Below are 20,186 nucleotides of genomic sequence, written 5' to 3' on the forward strand. Positions count from 1 at the left end.
GAGGATCCGACGACCATGACGCCTTCGAAGCGAGACCGCGCCGAGGCCCTGCCCGCCGACCTGCGCGAAGCGCTGCGCCTGCGGCTGGCCGGGCGCTCCGGCGGCGCCCGGGCCGCCGCCGACCGGTCCATCCCGCAAGCCGACCGCAGCCGACCGCTGCCGCCCTCCTTCGTCCAGCAGCGCCTGTGGTTCCTGGACCGGCTGCGCCCCGGCGACCCCCGCTACAACAGCGCGGTCGCCGTACGGTTCACCGGCCCGCTGGACCGCGCGGCGCTCGCCGGGGCGCTGGCCGCCGTCGTGGCCCGCCACGAGGGGCTGCGGACCACCTTCGACGAGGCCGACGGCCGCCCGGTGCAGACCGTGCGGCCGGCCGGGCCGGTGCCGCTGCCCGTCCGGGAGCCGGCCGGCGGGGAGAGCCTCGACGCGATCCTGCTCCAGGAGTACTCCCGCCCCTTCGACCTCCGGCAGGGGCCGTTGCTGCGCGCCCTGCTGGTGCGCGAGTCGGACCGCTCGCACGTCCTGCAGGTGACGGCGCACCACATCGTCACCGACGGCTGGTCGATGGGCGTCGTCCTGGACGAGCTGTGCACCGGCTACGAGGCCCTGGCCCGCGGCGCCGCCCCGGACCTGCCCCCGGTGGCGGTCCAGTACCCGGACTTCGCGGTGTGGCAGCGCGAACAGCTCTCCGGCGCCCGACTGGAGGGCCAACTGGCCCACTGGAAGGCGAAACTGGCCGGCGCCGTGCCGCCGGAGCTGCCGCTGGACCACCCGCGCCGCGGCGAGGAGGCCGGCCCCGGCGCCGTCCACGCCTTCACCGTCCCCGCGCCGCTCACCGCCCGGCTGCGCGAGCTCGCGGCCGAGCGGCACGGCACCCTGCACACGGCCCTGGTCGCCGCCACCCAGGCGCTGCTGGCCCGCTGGTCCGGCCAGCAGGACGTCACCGTCGGCTCCCTGACGCCCGGGCGCTCCCGCACCGAGCTGGAACGGGCCGTCGGCTGCTTCGTCAACACCGTCGTCCTGCGCACCCGGGTCGAGCCCGCCGGATCCTTCCGCGACCTGCTCGCGGCCGCCACCGAGACCGGCAACGACGCGCTCGCGCACGGCGACACGCCCTTCGAACGGCTCGTCGAGGCGGTCGGCGCACCCCGCCAGGCGGGCCGCAACCCGCTGTTCGACGTGCTGGTCCTGCTGCACCCCGCGCCGCCCGAGGCCACCACCCCGCCGGGGTCGGCGCCCACCCCGGTCGCCGTGCCCCGGCAGGCTGCCACCTTCGACCTCAGCGTCGAGTTCGTCCCGGACGGCGAGGCGCTCACCGGCCTGCTGGAGTACCGCGCCGACCTCTTCGACGCGCCCACCGCACGCCGGATGGCCGACCAGCTCCTCCTGCTGCTGGACGGCGCCGCCGCCGAACCCGACCGCCCGCTCGGCACCCTGCCGCTGCTCTCGCCCCGGGAGACCCGGCAGGTCACCCGGGACTGGAACGCCACCGCGCTGCCCGTCGAGGACACCAGCTACCCCGAGCTGTTCCGGCGCAGGGCCGCCCTGACCCCGCACGCCCCGGCCCTGGTCGCCGGAGCCGAGCGGCTCGACTACGCGACGCTCGACGCCCGCGCCAACCGGCTCGCCCACCAGCTCATCGCCCGCGGCGCCGGCCCCGAACGGCTGGTCGCGCTGCGGCTGCCGCGCACCGCCGACATGATCGTGGCGATCCTCGCCGTCTGGAAGGCCGGCGCCGGCTACCTGCCCCTGGACCCGGCCCTGCCGGCCGAGCGCCTGCGCCACCTGCTCGACGACGCCCGCCCGGCCCTGGTCCTGGACGAACAGGCGCTCCGGGCGCTGCCCGACACCGGCCCGGACACCGACCCCGGCGACGACGACCGGACGGCCCCGCCGCACCCCTCCAACACCGCGTACGTGCTCTACACCTCCGGCTCCACCGGCCGCCCCAAGGGCGTCGCCGTCCCGCACCGCGCGGTGGTGAACCTGCTCGCCGCCCACCGGGCGGGCTTCGTCGCCGACGCGGGCGGCGGGCCGCTGCGCGTGGCGCTGACCGCCTCGTTCTCCTTCGACACCTCCCTGGAGGGCGTGCTGCTGATGGCCGACGGCCACCCGCTGCACCTGGTCGACGAGACGACCCGGATGGACCCGGCCGCCCTGGTCGAGTACGTGGTGCGCCACCGCATCGACTTCCTCGACCTGACGCCCTCCTACCTGCGCCAACTGCTGCCCGCCGGGCTGCTCGACGACCCGCGCCACCGCCCCCGGGTGCTGATGCTCGGCGGCGAGGCCGTCGGGCCCCGGCTCTGGCGCGAACTCGCCGGGCACCCGGACGTCGCCGCCTACAACTACTACGGCCCCACCGAGTGCACGGTCGACGCGCTCGCCTGCCGCATCGCGGGCGGTGACCGGCCGCTGGTGGGCCGCCCGCTGCCCAACCTGCGCGCCTACGTCCTCGACGACCGGCTCCAGCCGGTGCCGCCCGGGGTGAGCGGCGAACTCCACCTCGCCGGCGCCCAGGTCGCCCGCGGCTACGCCGGCCGGCCGGGGCTGACCGCCGCCCGCTTCACCGCCGACCCGTACGGGCCGCCCGGCGCCCGGATGTACCGCACCGGCGACCTGGCCCGCTGGACGGCCGACGGGAGCCTGGAGTACCTCGGGCGCGCCGACGACCAGGTCAAGGTGCGCGGCCACCGGATCGAACCCGGAGAGATCGAGGCGGCGCTGCTCGACCTGCCGCAGGTCGCCGCGGCCGCGGTCGCCGCCGTGCCCGACGCGCGCGGCCACACCCGGCTGGCGGCCTACCTGGTCTTCGCCGACGGCGCGGCCCGCCCGTCCGCCGACCTGCGCGCCGCCCTGCGGCGGGTGCTGCCCGACCACCTGGTGCCGTCCTCGTTCACCGCGCTCGACACCCTGCCGCTCACCACCAGCGGGAAACTGGACCGCCGCGCACTGCCCGCCCCCGACCCCGAAGGCGAGGGACGAGAAGGGGAGTTCGTCGCCCCGCGCACCCCCGAGGAGGAGACCCTCGCCGGGATCTGGGCCGAGGTGCTGGGCGTGGCGCGGGTCGGCGTCACCGACAACTTCTTCGAGCTCGGCGGCGACTCGATCCTGAGCATCCAGGCCGTCTCCCGGGCCCGCGCCGCCGGCCTGCGGATCGGCTCCCAGGACGTCTTCCGCCACCAGACCGTCGCCGACCTGGTCGCCGCCGCCCGCCCGGCCGCCGCCCCGGCCCCCCGGCCGCGCCGCGCGGACGGGCCGGCCCCGCTCACCCCGGTCCAGGAGTGGTTCTTCGCCGCCCACGGCCCGCTGCGCCACTTCACCATGTCGATGCTGCTCGACCTGCCGCGCGACCTCGACGAGCCGGCCCTGGACCAGGCGCTGCGGGCGGTCCTGGCCGCCCACCCGGCGCTGCGCACCCGCTTCACCCGCGCCGGGGGCACCTGGCGCCAGGAGCCGGTCGCGGACCCGGGCACCGGGCTGCTGACCAGACTCGACCCGCCCGCCCCCGGCGCCGACACCGGCTCCGAAGCGGCCCGGGCCGAGGCCGCCGACGCCGCCCGCGCCGCCCTGGACCCGGCCACCGGCACCCTGCTGCGCGCCGTCCTGTTCCGGCCCCGCGACGACGCCCGGCCCCAACTCGTCCTGACCGCCCACCACCTGGCCGTCGACGGGGTCTCCTGGCGGGTGCTGCTCGCCGACCTGGAACAGGCCTACCGGCAGGCGGCGGCCGGGGACGCCCCGCACCTGGAGCCCGAGCCCACCCCGTTCACCGACTGGGCCCACCACCTCGCCGAACTGGTCCGGGCCGGGGGCCTCGACGACGACCTGCCCTACTGGAGCGCCGAGACCCGGACGCCGGCCGCCCCGCTGCCCGTCGACCACCCCGGCACCCCCACGGCCGGCTCCGTGCGCACCCTGCGCACCCGGCTCGACCGCGCCACCACCGAGGCCCTGCTGCGCAGGGTCCCCGAGGCCTACCGGACCCAGGTCAACGACGTGCTGCTCAGCGCGCTGGGCCGGGCCCTCGCCGACTGGACGGGCACCGAACGGGTGACCATCGCCCTGGAGGGCCACGGCCGCGAGGAACTCCTCGACGGCGTCGACCTCTCCCGGACGGTCGGCTGGTTCACCACCCAGTACCCCGTCACCCTCGCCCCGGCCGGCCCGGCCGGCGCCCCCGACTGGGCCGCCACCCTCAAGCAGGTCAAGGAGCGGCTGCGCGCCGTACCCCGCCGGGGCCTGAGCTACGAGGCCCTGGCCCGGCTCGGCTCGCCCGCGGCCGGCGCCCTGAGGGACCGTCCGCTGCCGCAGGTCTGCTTCACCTACCACGGCCAGTGGACCGCCCCCGGGACCGGCGACTTCGCGCCCGCCGGCCAGGCGCCGGGCCGGGAGCTCGCCCCCGACGAACCCCTGGACCACCTGCTCGACGTCTCCGCCGTGGTCGCCGACGGCGAACTGGAGCTCACCTGGCACTACAGCGACCAGGCGCACGAGGCGGCCACCGTCCGCGCGCTGGCGCAGGCCACGGCCGAGGCGCTGACCGGCATCGTCGAGCACTGCGCCCGCCCCGGCGCCGGCGGCCGCACCCCCTGCGACTACCCGCTGGCCGGACTGGACCAGGCCGGGGTGGACCGGATCGCCGGCGACGGGCGGGACGTCGAGGACCTGCTGCCGCTCACCCCGCTCCAGGAGGGCATGCTCTTCCACCGCCTGGTCGGCGGCCCCGACGACGTCTACGTGGACCAGGCCGGCCTGCTGCTGGAGGGGGTGGGCGACCCGCACGCCTTCGCCCTGGCCTGGCAGCGGGTCGCCGACCGCACGCCCGCACTGCGCACCTCGGTGGTGTGGGAGGGCGTCCCCGCCCCCCTCCAGGTCGTGCGCCGAGGCGTCCGGCTGCCGGTGACCCACCTGGACCTGCGGGCGGTCGACCCGGGCGAGCGCGCCGACCGGCTGGCCCGGCTGCGCGCGGACGACCTCGCCCACGGGCTGGACCTCACCACCGCGCCGCTCACCCGGCTCACCCTGGTCCGGCTGCCCGAGGCCCGCCTGCACCTGCTGTGGACCTCCCACCACCTGATCCTGGACGGCTGGAGCCTGGCCCAGGTGCTCACCGACGTGTTCGAGGAGTACGCGGCCCTCACCACCGGGGGCGTGCCGACACCGGCGGTGCGCCGGCCCTTCGCCGACTACGTGCACTGGCTGGCCGGGCAGGACAGCGCGGCCGCCCGCGCGCACTGGCGGGCCGTCCTGGACGGCTTCGCCACCGCCACCCCGCTGCCCGCCGACCGCGCCCGGCGCGAGGCCCACCGGGCCCGCTCGGCCCTCGCGCACACCGCCGGCCTGTCGCCGGAGGCCTCCGAACGGCTGGCCCGCACCGCCCGGCAGGCCGGGCTCACCCTCGGCACCGTGGTGCAGGGTGCCTGGGCCCTGCTGCTCTCCCGGTACAGCGGCGAGCCGGACGTGCTGTTCGGGACGACCGTCTCCGGACGCCCCGACGAACTGCCCGGCGTCGAGTCGATGATCGGCATGTTCATCAACACCCTGCCCACCAGGGTCCTGGTCGACGGCCGCCGCACCGCCGCCGACTGGCTGCGCGACCTCCAGGAGGCCCAGGCCGAGGCCCGGCGCCACGCCGCGGTCTCCCTCGCCGAACTCACCGCCTTCAGCGGCGTGCCGTCCGGAGGCACGCTGTTCGACAGCATCGTCGCCTTCGAGAACTACCCCTTCGACGACGCCCGCGCGGCCGGCAGCGGGGTGCGCCTGGTGGAGGTCACCTCCCGGGACGCCACCAACTACCCGCTCGTCCTGCGCGCCTACCAGGGCGGGCACGTCGGCTTCGACCTCGCCTACGACCCGGAGCTGTTCGACGCCGCGACGGTCCGCACCCTCGCCGAGCGGCTCTGCCTGCTGCTCACCGAACTGGCCGCCGGACTGGACCGGCCGCTGCGCGCCCTGGAGTGGACGACCGCGCGGGAGCGGCGGCAGCTGACCGCGTGGGACGGCACCGTGCGGGGCCGCCCCGACCGGACCCTGGTCGACCTCTTCGAGGCGCAGGCCGCCCGCACCCCGCACGCCGAGGCCGTCACCTGCGGCGACGAGCACCTCGACTACGCCGCCCTGGACGCGCGGGCCGGCCGGCTCGCCCACCGGCTGGCCGAACTCGGCGCCGGGCCCGAGCGGTTCGTGGCCCTCGCGCTGCCCCGCACGGCCGACCTGGTCGTGGCCGTCCTCGCCGTCCTCAAGACCGGCGCGGCCTACCTGCCGCTCGACCCGGGCCTGCCCGCCGAACGCCGCGCCCAACTGCTGGGCGACGCCGCCCCGGTGGCCCTGCTGACCCACGTGCCCGGCGTGGCGCCCGAGAGCGTCGAGCACGGGGTGCCCGTCCTCTCCCTGTCGGACCCGCAGCTGCGCGCCGACCTGGCCCGGGGCCCGGCCGCCCCGCTCGCCGCCGGGCACCGCCCGCTGCCCGACAGCCCCGCCTACGCCATCTTCACCTCCGGCTCCACCGGCCGGCCCAAGGGCGTCGTGGTGCCGCACGCCAACGTGGTGCGGCTGTTCGAGCAGACCAGGGGCGTGTTCGGCTTCGGCGCCGAGGACGTCTGGACGCTGTTCCACTCCTACACCTTCGACTTCTCGGTCTGGGAGCTGTGGGGCCCGCTGCTGCACGGCGGCCGGCTCGTCGTCGTGCCCGAGGACACCGCCCGCTCCCCGGAGGACTTCCTGCGGCTGCTCGTGGACGAAGGCGTCACCGTCCTCAACCAGACCCCGTCCGCCTTCCACCCGCTGGCCCGCGCCGACGCCGAACACCCCGAGCTCTCCCGCCGGCTGGCGCTGCGCACGGTGGTCTTCGGCGGCGAGGCGCTGGACGCCGGCCGCCTCGCCGACTGGTACGACCGCCACCCGCAGGACGCGCCGCTCCTGGTGAACATGTACGGCATCACCGAGACGACCGTGCACGTCACCCAGGCCCCGCTGGAGCGCGCGACCGCCGCCGCCGGCGGCCCCGCACCGATCGGCACCGGCCTTCCGGACCTGCGGCTGTACGTCCTCGACGCCGACCTGGCCCCGGTGCCCCCGGGCGCCGTGGGCGAGCTGTACGTGGCGGGGGAGGGCCTGGCCCGCGGCTACCTCAACCGGCCCGGCCTGACCGCCACCCGCTTCCTCGCCGACCCCTTCGGCGCCCCCGGCACCCGGATGTACCGCACCGGCGACCGGGCCGCCCGACAGGCCGACGGCACCCTTCGCTACCTGGGCCGCGCCGACCAGCAGGTCAAGATCCGCGGCTACCGGATCGAACCCGGCGAGATCGAGGCCGCCCTCCAGACCCACCCGGGCGTGGGCGCCGCCACCGTGGGCGTGTACCAGGACGCCTCCGGCACCCGCCGGCTGGTCGCCCACGTCGTCGCCGGCCCGGGCGCGGCCCACCCCCCGGCCGCCGCCGACCTGCGCGCCCACCTCGAACGGCTGCTGCCCGCCTACCTGGTGCCCGCCGCGTACGTCCCCCTGGCGGCCCTGCCGCTCACCCCCAACGGCAAGCTCGACCGGCGCGCGCTGCCCTCGCCCGGCCCGGAGGGCTTCGCCGCCGGCCGGCAGCGCACCGCGCCCCGCACCCGCGCCGAGCGGCTGGTCGCCGCGGCCTGGACGGAGGTCCTGGACACCGGGGAGATCGGCGCCGAGGACGACTTCTTCGCCCTGGGCGGCGACTCCATCCTCGCCGTCCGGGTCACCGCCCGGCTGCGCGCGGCCTTCGGGGCGGCGGACCTCTCGCCCCGGCTGCTGTTCACCCACCCGGTGCTGGCGGACCTGGCCGAGGCCCTCGGCTCGCCCGGCGGGCCGGGCGCGGCGGACGGCCCGTCGGCCCTGGTCATCCCGGCCGCGGACCCGGCGGCCGAGCCGCCGCTGTCGTACGCCCAGCAGCGGCTCTGGTTCCTCGACCGGTTCGACCCGGGCAGCACCGAGTACACCTCGCTGTCCGTGCTGCGCCTGCGCGGAGCGCTCGACCGGGCCGCGCTGGGCACCGCCCTGGACGCCCTGGTCGCCCGGCACGAGGCGCTGCGGACCACCTTCGCCGAGCGGGACGGCCGCGCCCGGCAGGTGGTGCGCCCGCCGCAGCCGGTCGAGCTGCCGTGCGAGGACCTCGCCGGGGCGACCCCGGCGGCCCTGGACGCACTGCTGGAGCGGATCGCCGCCACCCCGTTCGACCTGGCCACCGGGCCCCTGCTGCGGGCCCGGCTGGTCCGGACGGCCGCGGACGAGCACGTGCTCGTGCTGGCCGTGCACCACATCGCCACCGACGGCTGGTCGATGGGCGTCCTGGGCCGCGACCTGGGCGAGCTGTACGCGGCGGCCCGCGAGGGGCGCCCGCCGCGGCTGCCCGAGCTGCCCGTGCGCTACACCGACTACGCGGCCTGGCAGCGCGCGCGCACCGACCTCGCCGAGGCGGACCTCGCCCACTGGCGCCGGACCCTGGACGGCCTGACCCCGCTGGAGCTGCCCACCGACCGGCCGCGCCCGGCCGTCCGCACTCGGGACGGCGCGCTGGTCGCCTTCACCCTGCCCGCCGGGCTGACCGCGCGGCTGCGCGAACGGGGCCGGGAGGTCGACGGCACCCTCTACACCACCCTCCTGGCGGCCTGCCAGGTCCTGCTCGCCCGCTGGTCCGGGCAGCAGGACATCGCGGTGGGCACCGTCACCTCGGGCCGTGAGCAGGGCGAACTCCACGACGTGGTCGGCATGTTCGTCAACACCCTGGTGCTGCGCGGCGCCGTCCGGCCGGAGCTGTCGTTCCGCGAACTGCTGGCCGCCGCCCACGGCACCGTCCTGGAGGCCCTCGCCCACCAGGAGGTGCCCTTCGAACGGCTGGTGGACGCCCTCCAGCCGGAGCGCGACACCAGCCGCACGCCGCTCTTCCAGGTCATGGTGGCCCTGCACAACCTCGGCGCCGAGGTGCCGAAGCTGCCGGGCCTGACGGTGGAGCCGGTCACCCCGCCCGTCCACGGCGCCACCTTCGACCTCTCCTTCGACTTCGTCGAGCGCGACGGCGGCCTGACCGGCTACCTGGAGTACAACACCGGGCTGTTCGACGCGCGGACCGCCGAGCACCTGGCCGGTCGGCTGGGCACCCTGCTGGCGGCCGTGGCCGAGGCGCCGGAGACGGCCGTCGGGGCGCTGCCGCTGATGACGGCCGACGAACGGCGCCGGGTGCTGCGCCAGGGGCGGGGCGCGCCGCTGCCCGCGCCGGACACCACCTTCCCCGCCCTGTTCGAGGCGCAGGCCGCCCGCACCCCGGACGCCACCGCCCTGGTCGCCCGGGACGCCACCCTCGACTTCGCCGCCCTCAACGCGCGGGCCAACCGGCTCGCCCGCCACCTCGCCGCCCTCGGCGCCGGCCCGGAACAGGTGGTCGCGGTCCGGCTGCCGCGCACCTCGGACCTGCTGGTGGCGCTGTTCGCGGTGCTCAAGGCGGGCGCCGCCCTGCTCTTCGTCGACCCGGACCTGCCCGAGGAGCGGGCCGCCCTCCTCCTCGACGACACCCGGCCCCGGGTGGTGCTGACCGCGCAGGCCCTGCGCGAGGTGCCGTGGGCGGCCCTGCCCGCCCACGACCTGACCGACGCCGAGCGGACCGCCCCCCTGCTGCCGCAGCACGCCGCCTACCTCGTCCACACCTCAGGCTCGACCGGCCGCCCCAAGGGCGTCGTCGTCGAACACCGCCAGCTGGTCAACCTCTGCCGGGACCACCAGGAAGGCCTGGTCGGGCCGCACACCGCCGACGGCGGGCGGCTGCGGGCCGCGCTGAGCGCGTCCTTCTCCTTCGACACCAGCTGGGAGGGCCCGCTGCTGCTCGCACTGGGCCAGGAGCTCCACCTGATCGACGAGGACGTCCGGCTGGACCCGCAGGCGTTCTGCGCCCAGGTCGTCGACCGCCGCCTGGACCTGGTCAACGTCACCCCCTCCTTCCTGCGCGAACTCACCGCCGCCGGACTGCTCGCCCCCGGCCCGCACCACCCGCGCCTGCTGCTGGTCGGCGGCGAGGCCGTCCCCGCCGCCGTCTGGCGGGAGCTGTGCGCGGCGTACGCGGACCTCGGTGTCACCGCCTACAACATGTACGGGCCCACCGAGTGCACCGTCGACGCCGCCTACGCCCGGTGCGCGGACCACCCCGAGCGCCCCGTCATCGGCCGCCCCGGCCGCAACCTGGGCGCCTACCTGCTCGACGGCGCCCTGCGGCCGGTGCCGCCCGGCATGCCGGGGGAGCTGTACCTGGCGGGGGAGCAGGTCGCCCGCGGCTACCTGAACCGGCCCGGGCTGACGGCCGCCCGCTTCCTCGCCGACCCCTACGGCCCGCCCGGGGCCCGGATGTACCGCACCGGCGACCTGGCCCGCTGGGACGCGAACGGGCAACTGGAGTTCCGGGGCCGGGCCGACGAACAGGTCAAGGTCCGCGGGTTCCGGATCGAGCCCGGGGAGGTGGAGGCCGCCCTGCTCGCCCACCCGGACGTCGCCGACTGCGCGGTCGCCGCGCGCGAGCACGCCGGCCGTACGGTGCTCGTCGGCTACCCGGTGCCCGCCGGCCGCCGCGTCCCGCCCGCCGAGGAACTGCGGACCTGGCTGCGCCGGACGCTGCCCGACCACCTGGTGCCCGCCGCGTTCGTCCCGCTGGCCCGAATACCGCGGACCACCGGCGGCAAGACCGACCGGCGCGCGCTGCCCGCGCCGCCCGCCCAGCCCGACCGCACCACCCCGTACGTCGCGCCGCGGCCCGGTGCCGAGGAACGGCTCGCCGCGATCTGGGCCGAGGTGCTGGGCGTGGAGCGCGTCGGTACCCGGGACAACTTCTTCGCGCTCGGCGGCGACTCCATCCTCAGCATCCAGATCGTCTCCCGCGCCCGCGCCGCCGGGCTCGCCCTCACCACCAAGGACGTCTTCCGTCACCAGAACATCGCCGAACTCGCCCTGTGCACAGGAGATCTGACTGATCATCGGGAACCCGGCGAAGCCGAGCCCGGCGAGGCGCCGCTCACCCCGATCCAGCACTGGTACCTCGACGGCCGCCGCCCCGGCGACGCCCTGCGCTTCACCATGACCCAGCGCCTGGAACTGGCCCCCGGCACCGATCCGGCGGCCCTGCGCCGGGCGGTGCTGGCCCTGGTGGAGCACCACGCGGCCCTGCGCACCCGCTTCCACCGCACCGAGGCCGGCTGGCGCCAGGAGGCGCTCGCCCAGGGCGCGGACGGCGTCTTCACCCACCACGACGTCATCGACCCGGGCCTCACCGGCCATGACGTGGAAGCGCAGGTCCAGCGGGCCGCCGACGAGGCCCAACGCTCCCTCGACCCGGTCGAGGGCCGGGTGCTGCGCGCCCTGTTCTTCGACCGCGGCCCCCGGCAGCCGGGCCAACTCGTCCTCACCGTCCACCACCTGGCCGTGGACGGCGTCTCCTGGCGCATCCTGCTGGCCGACCTCGAAGCGGCGTACCGCACGGCCCGCGCCGGAGCCCCCGTCGCCCTGCCGCCGACCGGCACGTCCTACGGCCGCTGGGCGACCCGGCTGGAGCGGCACACCCGCGCCGGCGCCCTGGACGGCGACCTCGGCCACTGGACGCGCACCGGCGCGGCCCCGGCCGACCTGCCCGCCGGCCGCCCGGCCCCTGACACCGGCGCCCCGAACACCCACGCCACCGCCGCCACCGTCCAGGTGACGCTGGACGAGCGGACCACCGAGGCGCTGCTGCGCCGCGTCCCCGAGGTCTACCGCACCCAGGTCAACGACGTCCTGCTCAGCGCCCTGGGCCGCACCCTGGCCCGCTGGTGCGGCCGGGACACCGTGCTGGTCGGGGTGGAGGGGCACGGCCGCGAGGACCTCTTCGAGGACCTGGACCTCTCCCGGACGGTGGGCTGGTTCACCGCCGAGTTCCCGCTCGCCCTGCGCGTCGACCCCGACGCCGGATGGCACGACACCCTGCGCTCGGTCAAGGAGCAGCTGCGCGCCGTCCCGCTGCGCGGACTCAGCCACGGCGCGCTGCGCCACCTGCGGCCGGACGGCCCGCTGACCGGCTCGGCGGCGCCGCAGATCGGCTTCAACTACCACGGCCGGTGGGACACCCGCGGCGGCGCCGACGGCCTGGTCCGCGGCGCGCTGCCCCCGGCCGGTCGCGACACCGACCCCGACGAGCCCCGCCCCTACCTGCTGGACATCACCGGCGCGGTCCAGGACGGCCGCCTCGAACTGGCGTGGACCTACCCCGCCGCCGTCTACGACGAGGCGACCGTCCGCGGGCTCGCCGAGGAGACGGCCGCCGCGCTGCACGAGGTGGCCGCGCACTGCGCCCGCCCGGACGCCGGCGGCCGCACCCCGTCGGACTTCCCGCTCGCCGGCCTCGACCAGGACCGGCTGGACCGGCTCGTCGGCGACGGGCGCGAGACCGACGACGTGCTGCCGCTGACGCCGCTGCAGTCCGGCATGCTCTTCCACGGGCTCGTCGACGCCGACGGCGCCTACGTCGACCGGATCGCGGTGCGCCTGGCCGGCGTCGCCGACCCGCGGGCCTTCGCCGAGGCCTGGCAGCTGGTCGCCGACCGCACCCCGGCACTGCGTTCAAGTGTTCACTGGCGCGGCCTGCCGCACCCCGTCCAGGTGGTCGCACGGCACGCCGCACTGCCCGTCCGCCACCTCGACTGGCACGACCTGACGCCCGGGCAGCGCGCCGACCGGACGGAGCGGCTGCTCGCCGAGGAGCGCGCCGCCGGGATGGACCTCGCCACCGCGCCGCTCACCCGGCTGACCCTGGCCGCGCTGCCCGGCGACGAGGTCCTGCTGCTGTGGTCCACCCACCACCTGATCCTGGACGGCTGGAGCACCGGACAACTGCTCACCGAGGTGTGCGAGGAGTACGCCGCGCTGACCGGCGGCCCGCAGGCGCCCCGGCCGGTCCGACGGCCGTTCGCGGACTTCCTGGGCTGGCTGCGCGACCGGGACGAGGAGGCGGCCGAGGCCCACTGGCGCGGCCTGCTGGCCGGATTCACCGGCCGGACCCCGCTGCCGTACGACCGCCCGCCGACCCGGGCCCACCGCGCCCGCTCCAGCGCCGCCGCCCACCGCGAACTGGACGAGACGCTCTCCCGCCGGCTGCGCGAGAACGCCGCCGCTGCCGGGCTGACCGTCAACACCGTGGTGGAGGGCGCCTGGGCGCTGCTGCTGGCCCGCTACAGCGGCGGCGACGACGTGGTCTTCGGCACCACCGTGTCCGGGCGCCCGGCCGAACTGCCCGGCGTCGAGTCGATGATCGGCCTGTTCATCAACACCGTGCCGACCAGGGTCCCGATCCCCTCGGGCGGCGTGCTGCCCTGGCTGCGGGAGCTCCAGGAACGCCAGAGCGACGGCCGCCGCTTCGACCACCTGGCCCTGCCGCGCGTCCAGGCCCTGAGCGAGGTGCCCGCCGGGGAGCCGCTGTTCGACAGCATGGCGGTCTTCGAGAACTACCCCGTCGACGAGTCGGCCGCCGACCGGACCGGGGTGCGGGTGGTCGAGGTGCGCGCCGACGACGCCACCACCTTCCCCTGGTGCCTGCGCGCCCACCTGGCCGAGCGGCTCGGCTTCGACCTGGCCTACGACCCCGCGCTCTTCGACCACCGGACGGCCCACGGCGCGGCCGACCGCCTGGTCCTGCTGCTCACCGCCCTCGCCGACGGCCTCGACGGCGACCTCGCCGAGCTGGACCAGCTCACCCCCGCCGACCGGGAGCAGCTGGCATCCTGGCACGGCACCGCCCGCCCGGCGGCGCCCTGCAGCCCGCTCCAGGTCTTCGCCGAGCAGGTCCGGCGCACCCCCGGCGCGCCCGCCGTGCGCGACGGCGACCGCGAACTGACCTACCGCCAGCTCGACGACTGGTCCGACCGCCTGGCGGCCCGGCTGCTGGCCGACGGCCTGGCCCCCGAAGGCCGGGTGGCGCTGCTGATGGACCGCTCCGCCGAACTCGTCGCCGCCCAGCTGGCCGTCCTCAAGGCGGGCGGCGCCTACCTGCCCGTCGACCTCCGGGCCCCCGAGGAGCGCCGCCGCGCCCTGCTCGACCAGGTCGGCGCCGCCCTGCGGCTCACCGCCGAGCAGGTCGCCGCCGTGCGCACCGGCGCGGCCGGGCCGGTGGCGCCGACCCTGCCGCCCGCCGACCCCGACCGGCTGGCGTACGTGATGTTCACCTCGGGCTCCACCGGGGTGCCCAAGGCCGTGGCGGTACGCCACCGCGACGTGGCCTCGCTCGCCACCGACAGCCGCTTCGCCGACGGCCGCTGCGCCCGGGTGCTGCTGCACTCGCCGGTCGCCTTCGACGCCGCCACCTTCGAGGTCTGGGCGCCGCTGCTGGGCGGCGGCTGCGTGCTCGTCGCCCCCGACGGGCCGGTGGACGCCGCCCTGCTGCGGCGGCTCGCCGGACCGGACGGGCCGACGGCGCTGTGGCTCACCGCCGGGCTCTTCCGGCTGCTCGCCCAGGACGCGCCGGACTGCTTCGCGGGCCTGCGCACGCTGTGGACCGGCGGGGACGTGGTGCCCGCCGCCGCGGTGCGCCGCGTCCTGGCGGCCTGCCCCGGGCTGACCGTGGTGGACGGCTACGGGCCCACCGAGACCACGACCTTCGCCACCGCCCACGCCGTCGCACAGGCGGCGGCGGTGCCCGACACCCTGCCGATCGGCCACCCCCTGGACGACCGCCGCGTCCACGTCCTCGACCGGCGCCTGCGGCCCGTCCCGCCGGGCTGCGCGGGCGAACTGTACCTGGCCGGCGAGGGCGTGGCCCGCGGCTACCTGGGCCGGCCCGGCGAGACCGCGGCCCGCTTCCTCGCCGACCCCTCCGGCCCGCCCGGCGCCCGGATGTACCGCACCGGCGACCTGGCCAGGCGGCGCCCGGACGGCACCGTCGAGTTCCTGGGCCGCGCGGACGACCAGGTGAAGATCCGCGGCTTCCGGGTCGAACCCGGCGAGGTGGAGGCCGCACTCGCCCGCCACCCCCAGGTCACCGACGTCGCCGTGGTCACCCGCGAGGACCGGCCCGGCGCCCGGCGCCTGGTGGCCTACGTGGTCGGCCCGGCGGGCGCCGAACCCGAGGAACTGCGGGCCTTCGCCGCCCGCGCGCTGCCCGACTACCTCGTCCCCACCGCCTTCGTCCCGCTCGCCGCCCTCCCGCTGAGCCGCAACGGCAAGGTCGACCGGGCGGCCCTCCCGGCGCCGGACGAGGAGCACGGGAGCGGACGCCGCGCGCGGGTCGAGCCGCGCACCGAGGCCGAACGCCGCACCGCCGAGGTCTTCGGCGACGTCCTGGGCATCCGGCCGCCCGGCGTGGAGGACGGCTTCTTCGAGCTGGGCGGCGACTCCATCCTCAGCATCCGGCTCGCCGCCCGCCTGGCCGAGGCCTTCGGCGCCGACCTCACCCCCCGCGCCGTCCTCGACCACCCCACCCCGGCCGGCCTGGCCCGCCTGCTCACCGAGGAGCAGGGCCGCCCGGGCGGGCGCCCGCGCGTCCTCCCGGTCGTCCGCGACGGCGCGGCGCCGATGTCGTACGCCCAGCAACGCCTCTGGTTCCTGGAGGAGTTCGCGCCCGGCGGCGCCGAGTACGTGACCGCGCTCGCGCTGCGCCTGCGCGGCGCCCTGGACACCGACGCCCTCGGCGCGGCCCTGCGCGCCCTGGCGGCCCGGCACGAGTCGCTGCGCACCACCTTCGACAGCGTCGACGGCCACGGCGTCCAGCTCGTCCACCCGCCGCAGGACGTGCCGCTGCCGCTGCACGACCTGTCCGGCCGGCCGGCGCAGCCGCGGGCGGAGGCCCTGCGCGGCCTGCTCGCCGCCGAACGGGCCCGCCCCTTCGACCTGCGCCGCGGACCGCTGCTGCGCACCGCCCTGGTGCGGCTGGCCGAGGGCGACCACGTGCTGGCCCTGACCCTGCACCACATCGTCACCGACGGCTGGTCGACCGCCGTCCTGCTCACCGATCTGGCCCACCTCTACCGCGCCGAACTCGGATCCGGGGAGGGCCGGTTGGCGCCGCTGCCGGTGCAGTACGCCGACTACGCGCACTGGCAGCGCACGGTCGGCGCCGCCGGGGCCGACCAACTCGCCTACTGGAAGGAGCAGTTGGCCGACGTCTCGACGCTGCGCCTACCCACCGACCGGCCCCGGCCCGCCGTGCGCACCACCAACGGGGCCACCGCCCGCCTGGAGCTGCCCGCCGACACGGCCCGCCGACTGGCCCGGGTCGGCCGGGAGCGCGGCGCCACCCTGTTCACCACCCTGGTCGCCGCCGCGCAGGCCTACCTCGCCCGGCTCGGCGGCGACCAGGACATCGCCGTCGGCACCGTCACCTCGGGCCGCGAGCAGGCGGAGACCCAGAGCCTCGTCGGCTTCTTCGTCAACACCCTGGTGCTGCGCTCGCGGGTGGAACCCGCGCAGCCCTTCGGCGACTTCCTCGGCGCGGTCCGGCAGACCGTCCGGGACGCCTTCGCCCACCAGGACGTGCCGTTCGAGCGCGTGGTCGACGAGGTGCAGCCGGTGCGCGACACCAGCCGCAGCCCGCTCTTCCAGGCCCTGGTCGTCCTCCAGAACACCCCGGCCGCCGACCTCGACCTCCCGGGCCTGCACGTGACCGACGTCGAGACCGACACCACGCAGGCGGCCTTCGACCTCGCCCTGGAGTTCGCGGAGGCCGACTCCGGCGCGCTGCACGGCCTGATCACCTACAACACCGACCTGTTCGACCCGGCCACGGCCGAGCGGATGGCCGGCCAGCTCGCCACCCTGCTGACCGCCGTCGCCGAGGACCCGGATCGCGCCATCGGCGCGCTGCCGCTGGCCGGTGACGACCAGCTGGCCGCCGAACTCGACCGGGCGCGCGGCACCTTCCGGCCCGTCCCCGAGGCGACCCTGGCCGAACTCTTCGAGCGCCGGGCCGCCCGCACCCCCGACGCGGTGGCGCTGCTCGACGGCGGCCGCGAGCTGAGCTACGCCGAGGTGGAGCGGGCGGCCAACCGGCTGGCCCACCGGCTCATCCGGCGCGGCGTGGGGCCGGAGCGGCTGGTCGCCCTCGCCCTGCCCCGCTCGGCGGCGGCGGTGGTGGCCCAGCTCGCCGTCGCCAAGGCCGGCGGCGCCTTCCTCCCGGTGGACCCGGACTACCCGGCCCCCCGGCGGGAGTTCATGGTGCGCGACGCGGGCGCCCACCTGGTGCTCGACGACCCGGCCGAGGTGTGGTCCGCCGCCGGGCCGCAGACCCCGCCCACCGACGCCGACCGCGCCACCGGCGCCGACCGTTACACCCCGCCCACCGACGCCGACCGCGCCACCCCGCTCACCCCCGGACACCCGGCCTACGTCATCTACACCTCCGGATCGACCGGCACGCCCAAGGGCGTCCTGGTGACCCACGCCGGCCTCGCCGCCTTCGCGGCGGCCGCCGCCGAGCAGTACACCGCCGGCCCCGGGGCCAGGGTGCTCCAGTTCGCCTCGCCCAGCTTCGACGCCTCCGTCCTGGAACTCTGCGTCTCCCTGCTCAGCGGGGCCACCCTGGTGACGGGGGAGGAGGGTCCGCTCGTCGGCGAGCGGCTGGCCGAGGTCCTGGCCGAACGGCGCATCACCCACGCCCTGATCCCCCCGGCGGCCCTGGCCACCGTGGACCCGGAGACGGCCGCGACGCTGCCCGCGCTGCGCACCCTGGTCGTCGGGGCGGAGGCCTGCCCGGCCGATCTGGTCGACACCTGGGCCCCCGGCCGACGGATGATCAACTCCTACGGCCCCACCGAGGCCACCGTGGTCGCCACCTGGACGGGCCCGCTGTCGCCGGGCACCGGCGCACCCCCGATCGGCCGCCCCGGCGGCGCCGCCCGCAGCTACGTCCTGGACGCCGCCCTGCGGCCGGTGCCGCCCGGCGTGACCGGAGAGCTCTGGCTGGCCGGCCCCGGCCTGGCCCGCGGCTACCTCGGCCGCCCGGGACTGACGGCCCAGCGGTTCCTCGCCGACCCGTTCGGCGCGCCGGGCGACCGGATGTACCGCACCGGCGACCTCGCCCACCGGGACGCCGACGGCGAACTGCGGTTCGCCGGCCGGGTCGACGACCAGATCAAGCTGCGCGGCTTCCGGATCGAACCGGGCGAGATCGAGAGCGCGCTGCGCCGCAGCCCCCTGGTGCGCGACGCCGTCGTCACCGTGCGCGCCGACGCCCCCGGGAGCGGTACGGGCTCCGGGGCCGGCCGGCTGGTCGCCTACGTCGTCCCGGCGGTCGGGGCCGTAGCGGGCGGTGCCGCACCGGAGGGCGACGGCGACGGCGAGGCCGTCGCGGGCCTGCCCGCCGCCGAACTGCGCGCCCACCTGGCCGGGTCGCTGCCGCCGCACCTCGTGCCGTCGGTGTTCGTCCCGCTGGAACGGCTGCCGCTCACCCCGAACGGCAAGCTCGACCGGCGGGCCCTGCCCGAACCCGGTCCCGCCCAGGCCGCGGCCGGTCCGCGCCGGGCGCCGGGCACCGACACCGAACGCCGGATCGCCCGGATCTGGGCCGACGTCCTGGGCATCGAGGAGGTCGGCGCCGACGACAACTTCTTCCTGCTCGGCGGCGACTCCATCCTCAGCATGCAGGTGGTGTCCAGGCTGCGCCGGGACGGCCTGTACCTCGCCACCCGGGAGCTCTTCACCCACCAGACGGTGGCCGAACTGGCCACGGTGGTGCGCACCGCCCCCGACCGGGAGGACGACGGCCCGGTCACCGGGGACGTGCCGCTCACCCCCATCCAGGAGTGGTTCCTGACCACCCCGCGCGCCGCCCACCACCACTTCAACCAGTCGACCCTGCTCGAACTCGGCGCCGACCCCGACCCGCAGGCACTGCGGGCCGCGCTGGACGCGCTGCTCGAACACCACGACGCCCTGCGCCTGCGCTTCACCCGCGACGAGACGGGCTGGCACCAGTTCAACCCGCCGCCGGCCCCCGCCGAGGACCTCCTCGTCCGGTACGACCTGACCGGGCAGAGCGCCGAGGCCGCCGACGCGGCCATGGCCAAGGCGGCCGACGAACTGCACGGCGGCTTCGACCTGGTCCGGGGCCCGCTGCTGCGGGCGGCCCTGTTCACCGGCGCCCCGGACCGCCCGGCGCTCCTGCTGCTGGTCGCCCACCACCTGGTCGTCGACGCCGTCTCCTGGCGCCTGCTGCGCGACGACCTGGAGAGCGCCTACCGGCAGGCCGCCCTGGGCACGGCGATCACGCTGGGGGAGCGCGGCACCTCCTACCGGGACTGGGCGCTCCGCCTCGCCGCCCATGTCGCCGACGGCGGCCTGGACCACGAACTTCCCTACTGGGACGAGGCGGTGAGCGCCGCCGAGGTGCTGCCCGGCCGACCCGCCGAGCCCGGTGCCGCCGACCCCGGCGCGGCAGAGCCCGGGACCGTCGAGCCCGGTGCGGCCGAGACCGCGACGGTCACCGTCGAACTGGACGAGGAGGACACCGAGGCACTGCTGCGCGCGGCCCCGGCGGCCTACCGCACCCGCGTCAACGACGTGCTGCTGACCGCCCTCGCCCTGGCACTGGCCCGCTGGACCGGCCACGAGCGGATCCGGCTGGACCTGGAGGGGCACGGCCGGGAGGACGTCGTGGAGGGTGTGGACCTGTCCCGTACGGTCGGCTGGTTCACCACCATGCACCCGGTCACCTTCCACGTCCCCGACCCCGAGGACCTCGGCCCGGACCGCGACTGGCGGGCCCTGGTGAAGTCGGTCCGCCGCCAGCTGCGCGCCGTGCCGGGCAACGGGCTGGGCTTCGGCGCCCTGCGCACCTTCGGCCCGCCCGAGGTCCGCGAGCGCCTCGCCGCCGGCGCGCACGGCCAGGTGGTCTTCAACTACCTCGGCCAGTGGGACGCGCGGCCCGAGACCGCCGGCGACGGCCTGGTCCGCGCCGAGCACGGCTCCTTCGGGCAGGACCACGACCCCCGCGACGGCGGCTCGCACCCGGTGGAGGTGGTGGGCGCGGCGCAGCACGGGCGCCTCGCCTTCACCTGGCACCACCGCCCCGCCCTCCACGACACGGCGACGGTGCGCCGGGCGGCCGAGGAGTTCGCCGTGGCGCTGCGGTACATCGCCCGGCACGCCCGGGGAGGACGGTGACGGCCGCCCACCCGCCGACGACCACCCGCCGCTGAACCCCCTGCTGTCAGACCACCGCTGTCAGA

General features: G+C 77.3%; 1 protein-coding gene. It reads left to right on the forward strand.

Annotation, left to right across the window (positions count from 1 at the left end):
* The first annotated feature begins 15 nt into the window (after positions 1-15).
* Positions 16-20,121 carry a non-ribosomal peptide synthase/polyketide synthase gene (locus ACIQVZ_RS31080; RefSeq protein WP_402454488.1) on the forward strand — a complete coding sequence of 6,702 codons (20,106 nt, stop codon included), beginning with the start codon at positions 16-18 and terminating at the stop codon, positions 20,119-20,121.
* The last annotated feature ends 65 nt before the right edge of the window (positions 20,122-20,186 follow it).

The organism is Kitasatospora sp. NPDC098663, from assembly GCF_044760075.1.
In the GTDB taxonomy this organism is placed as follows: Bacteria; Actinomycetota; Actinomycetes; order Streptomycetales; family Streptomycetaceae; genus Kitasatospora.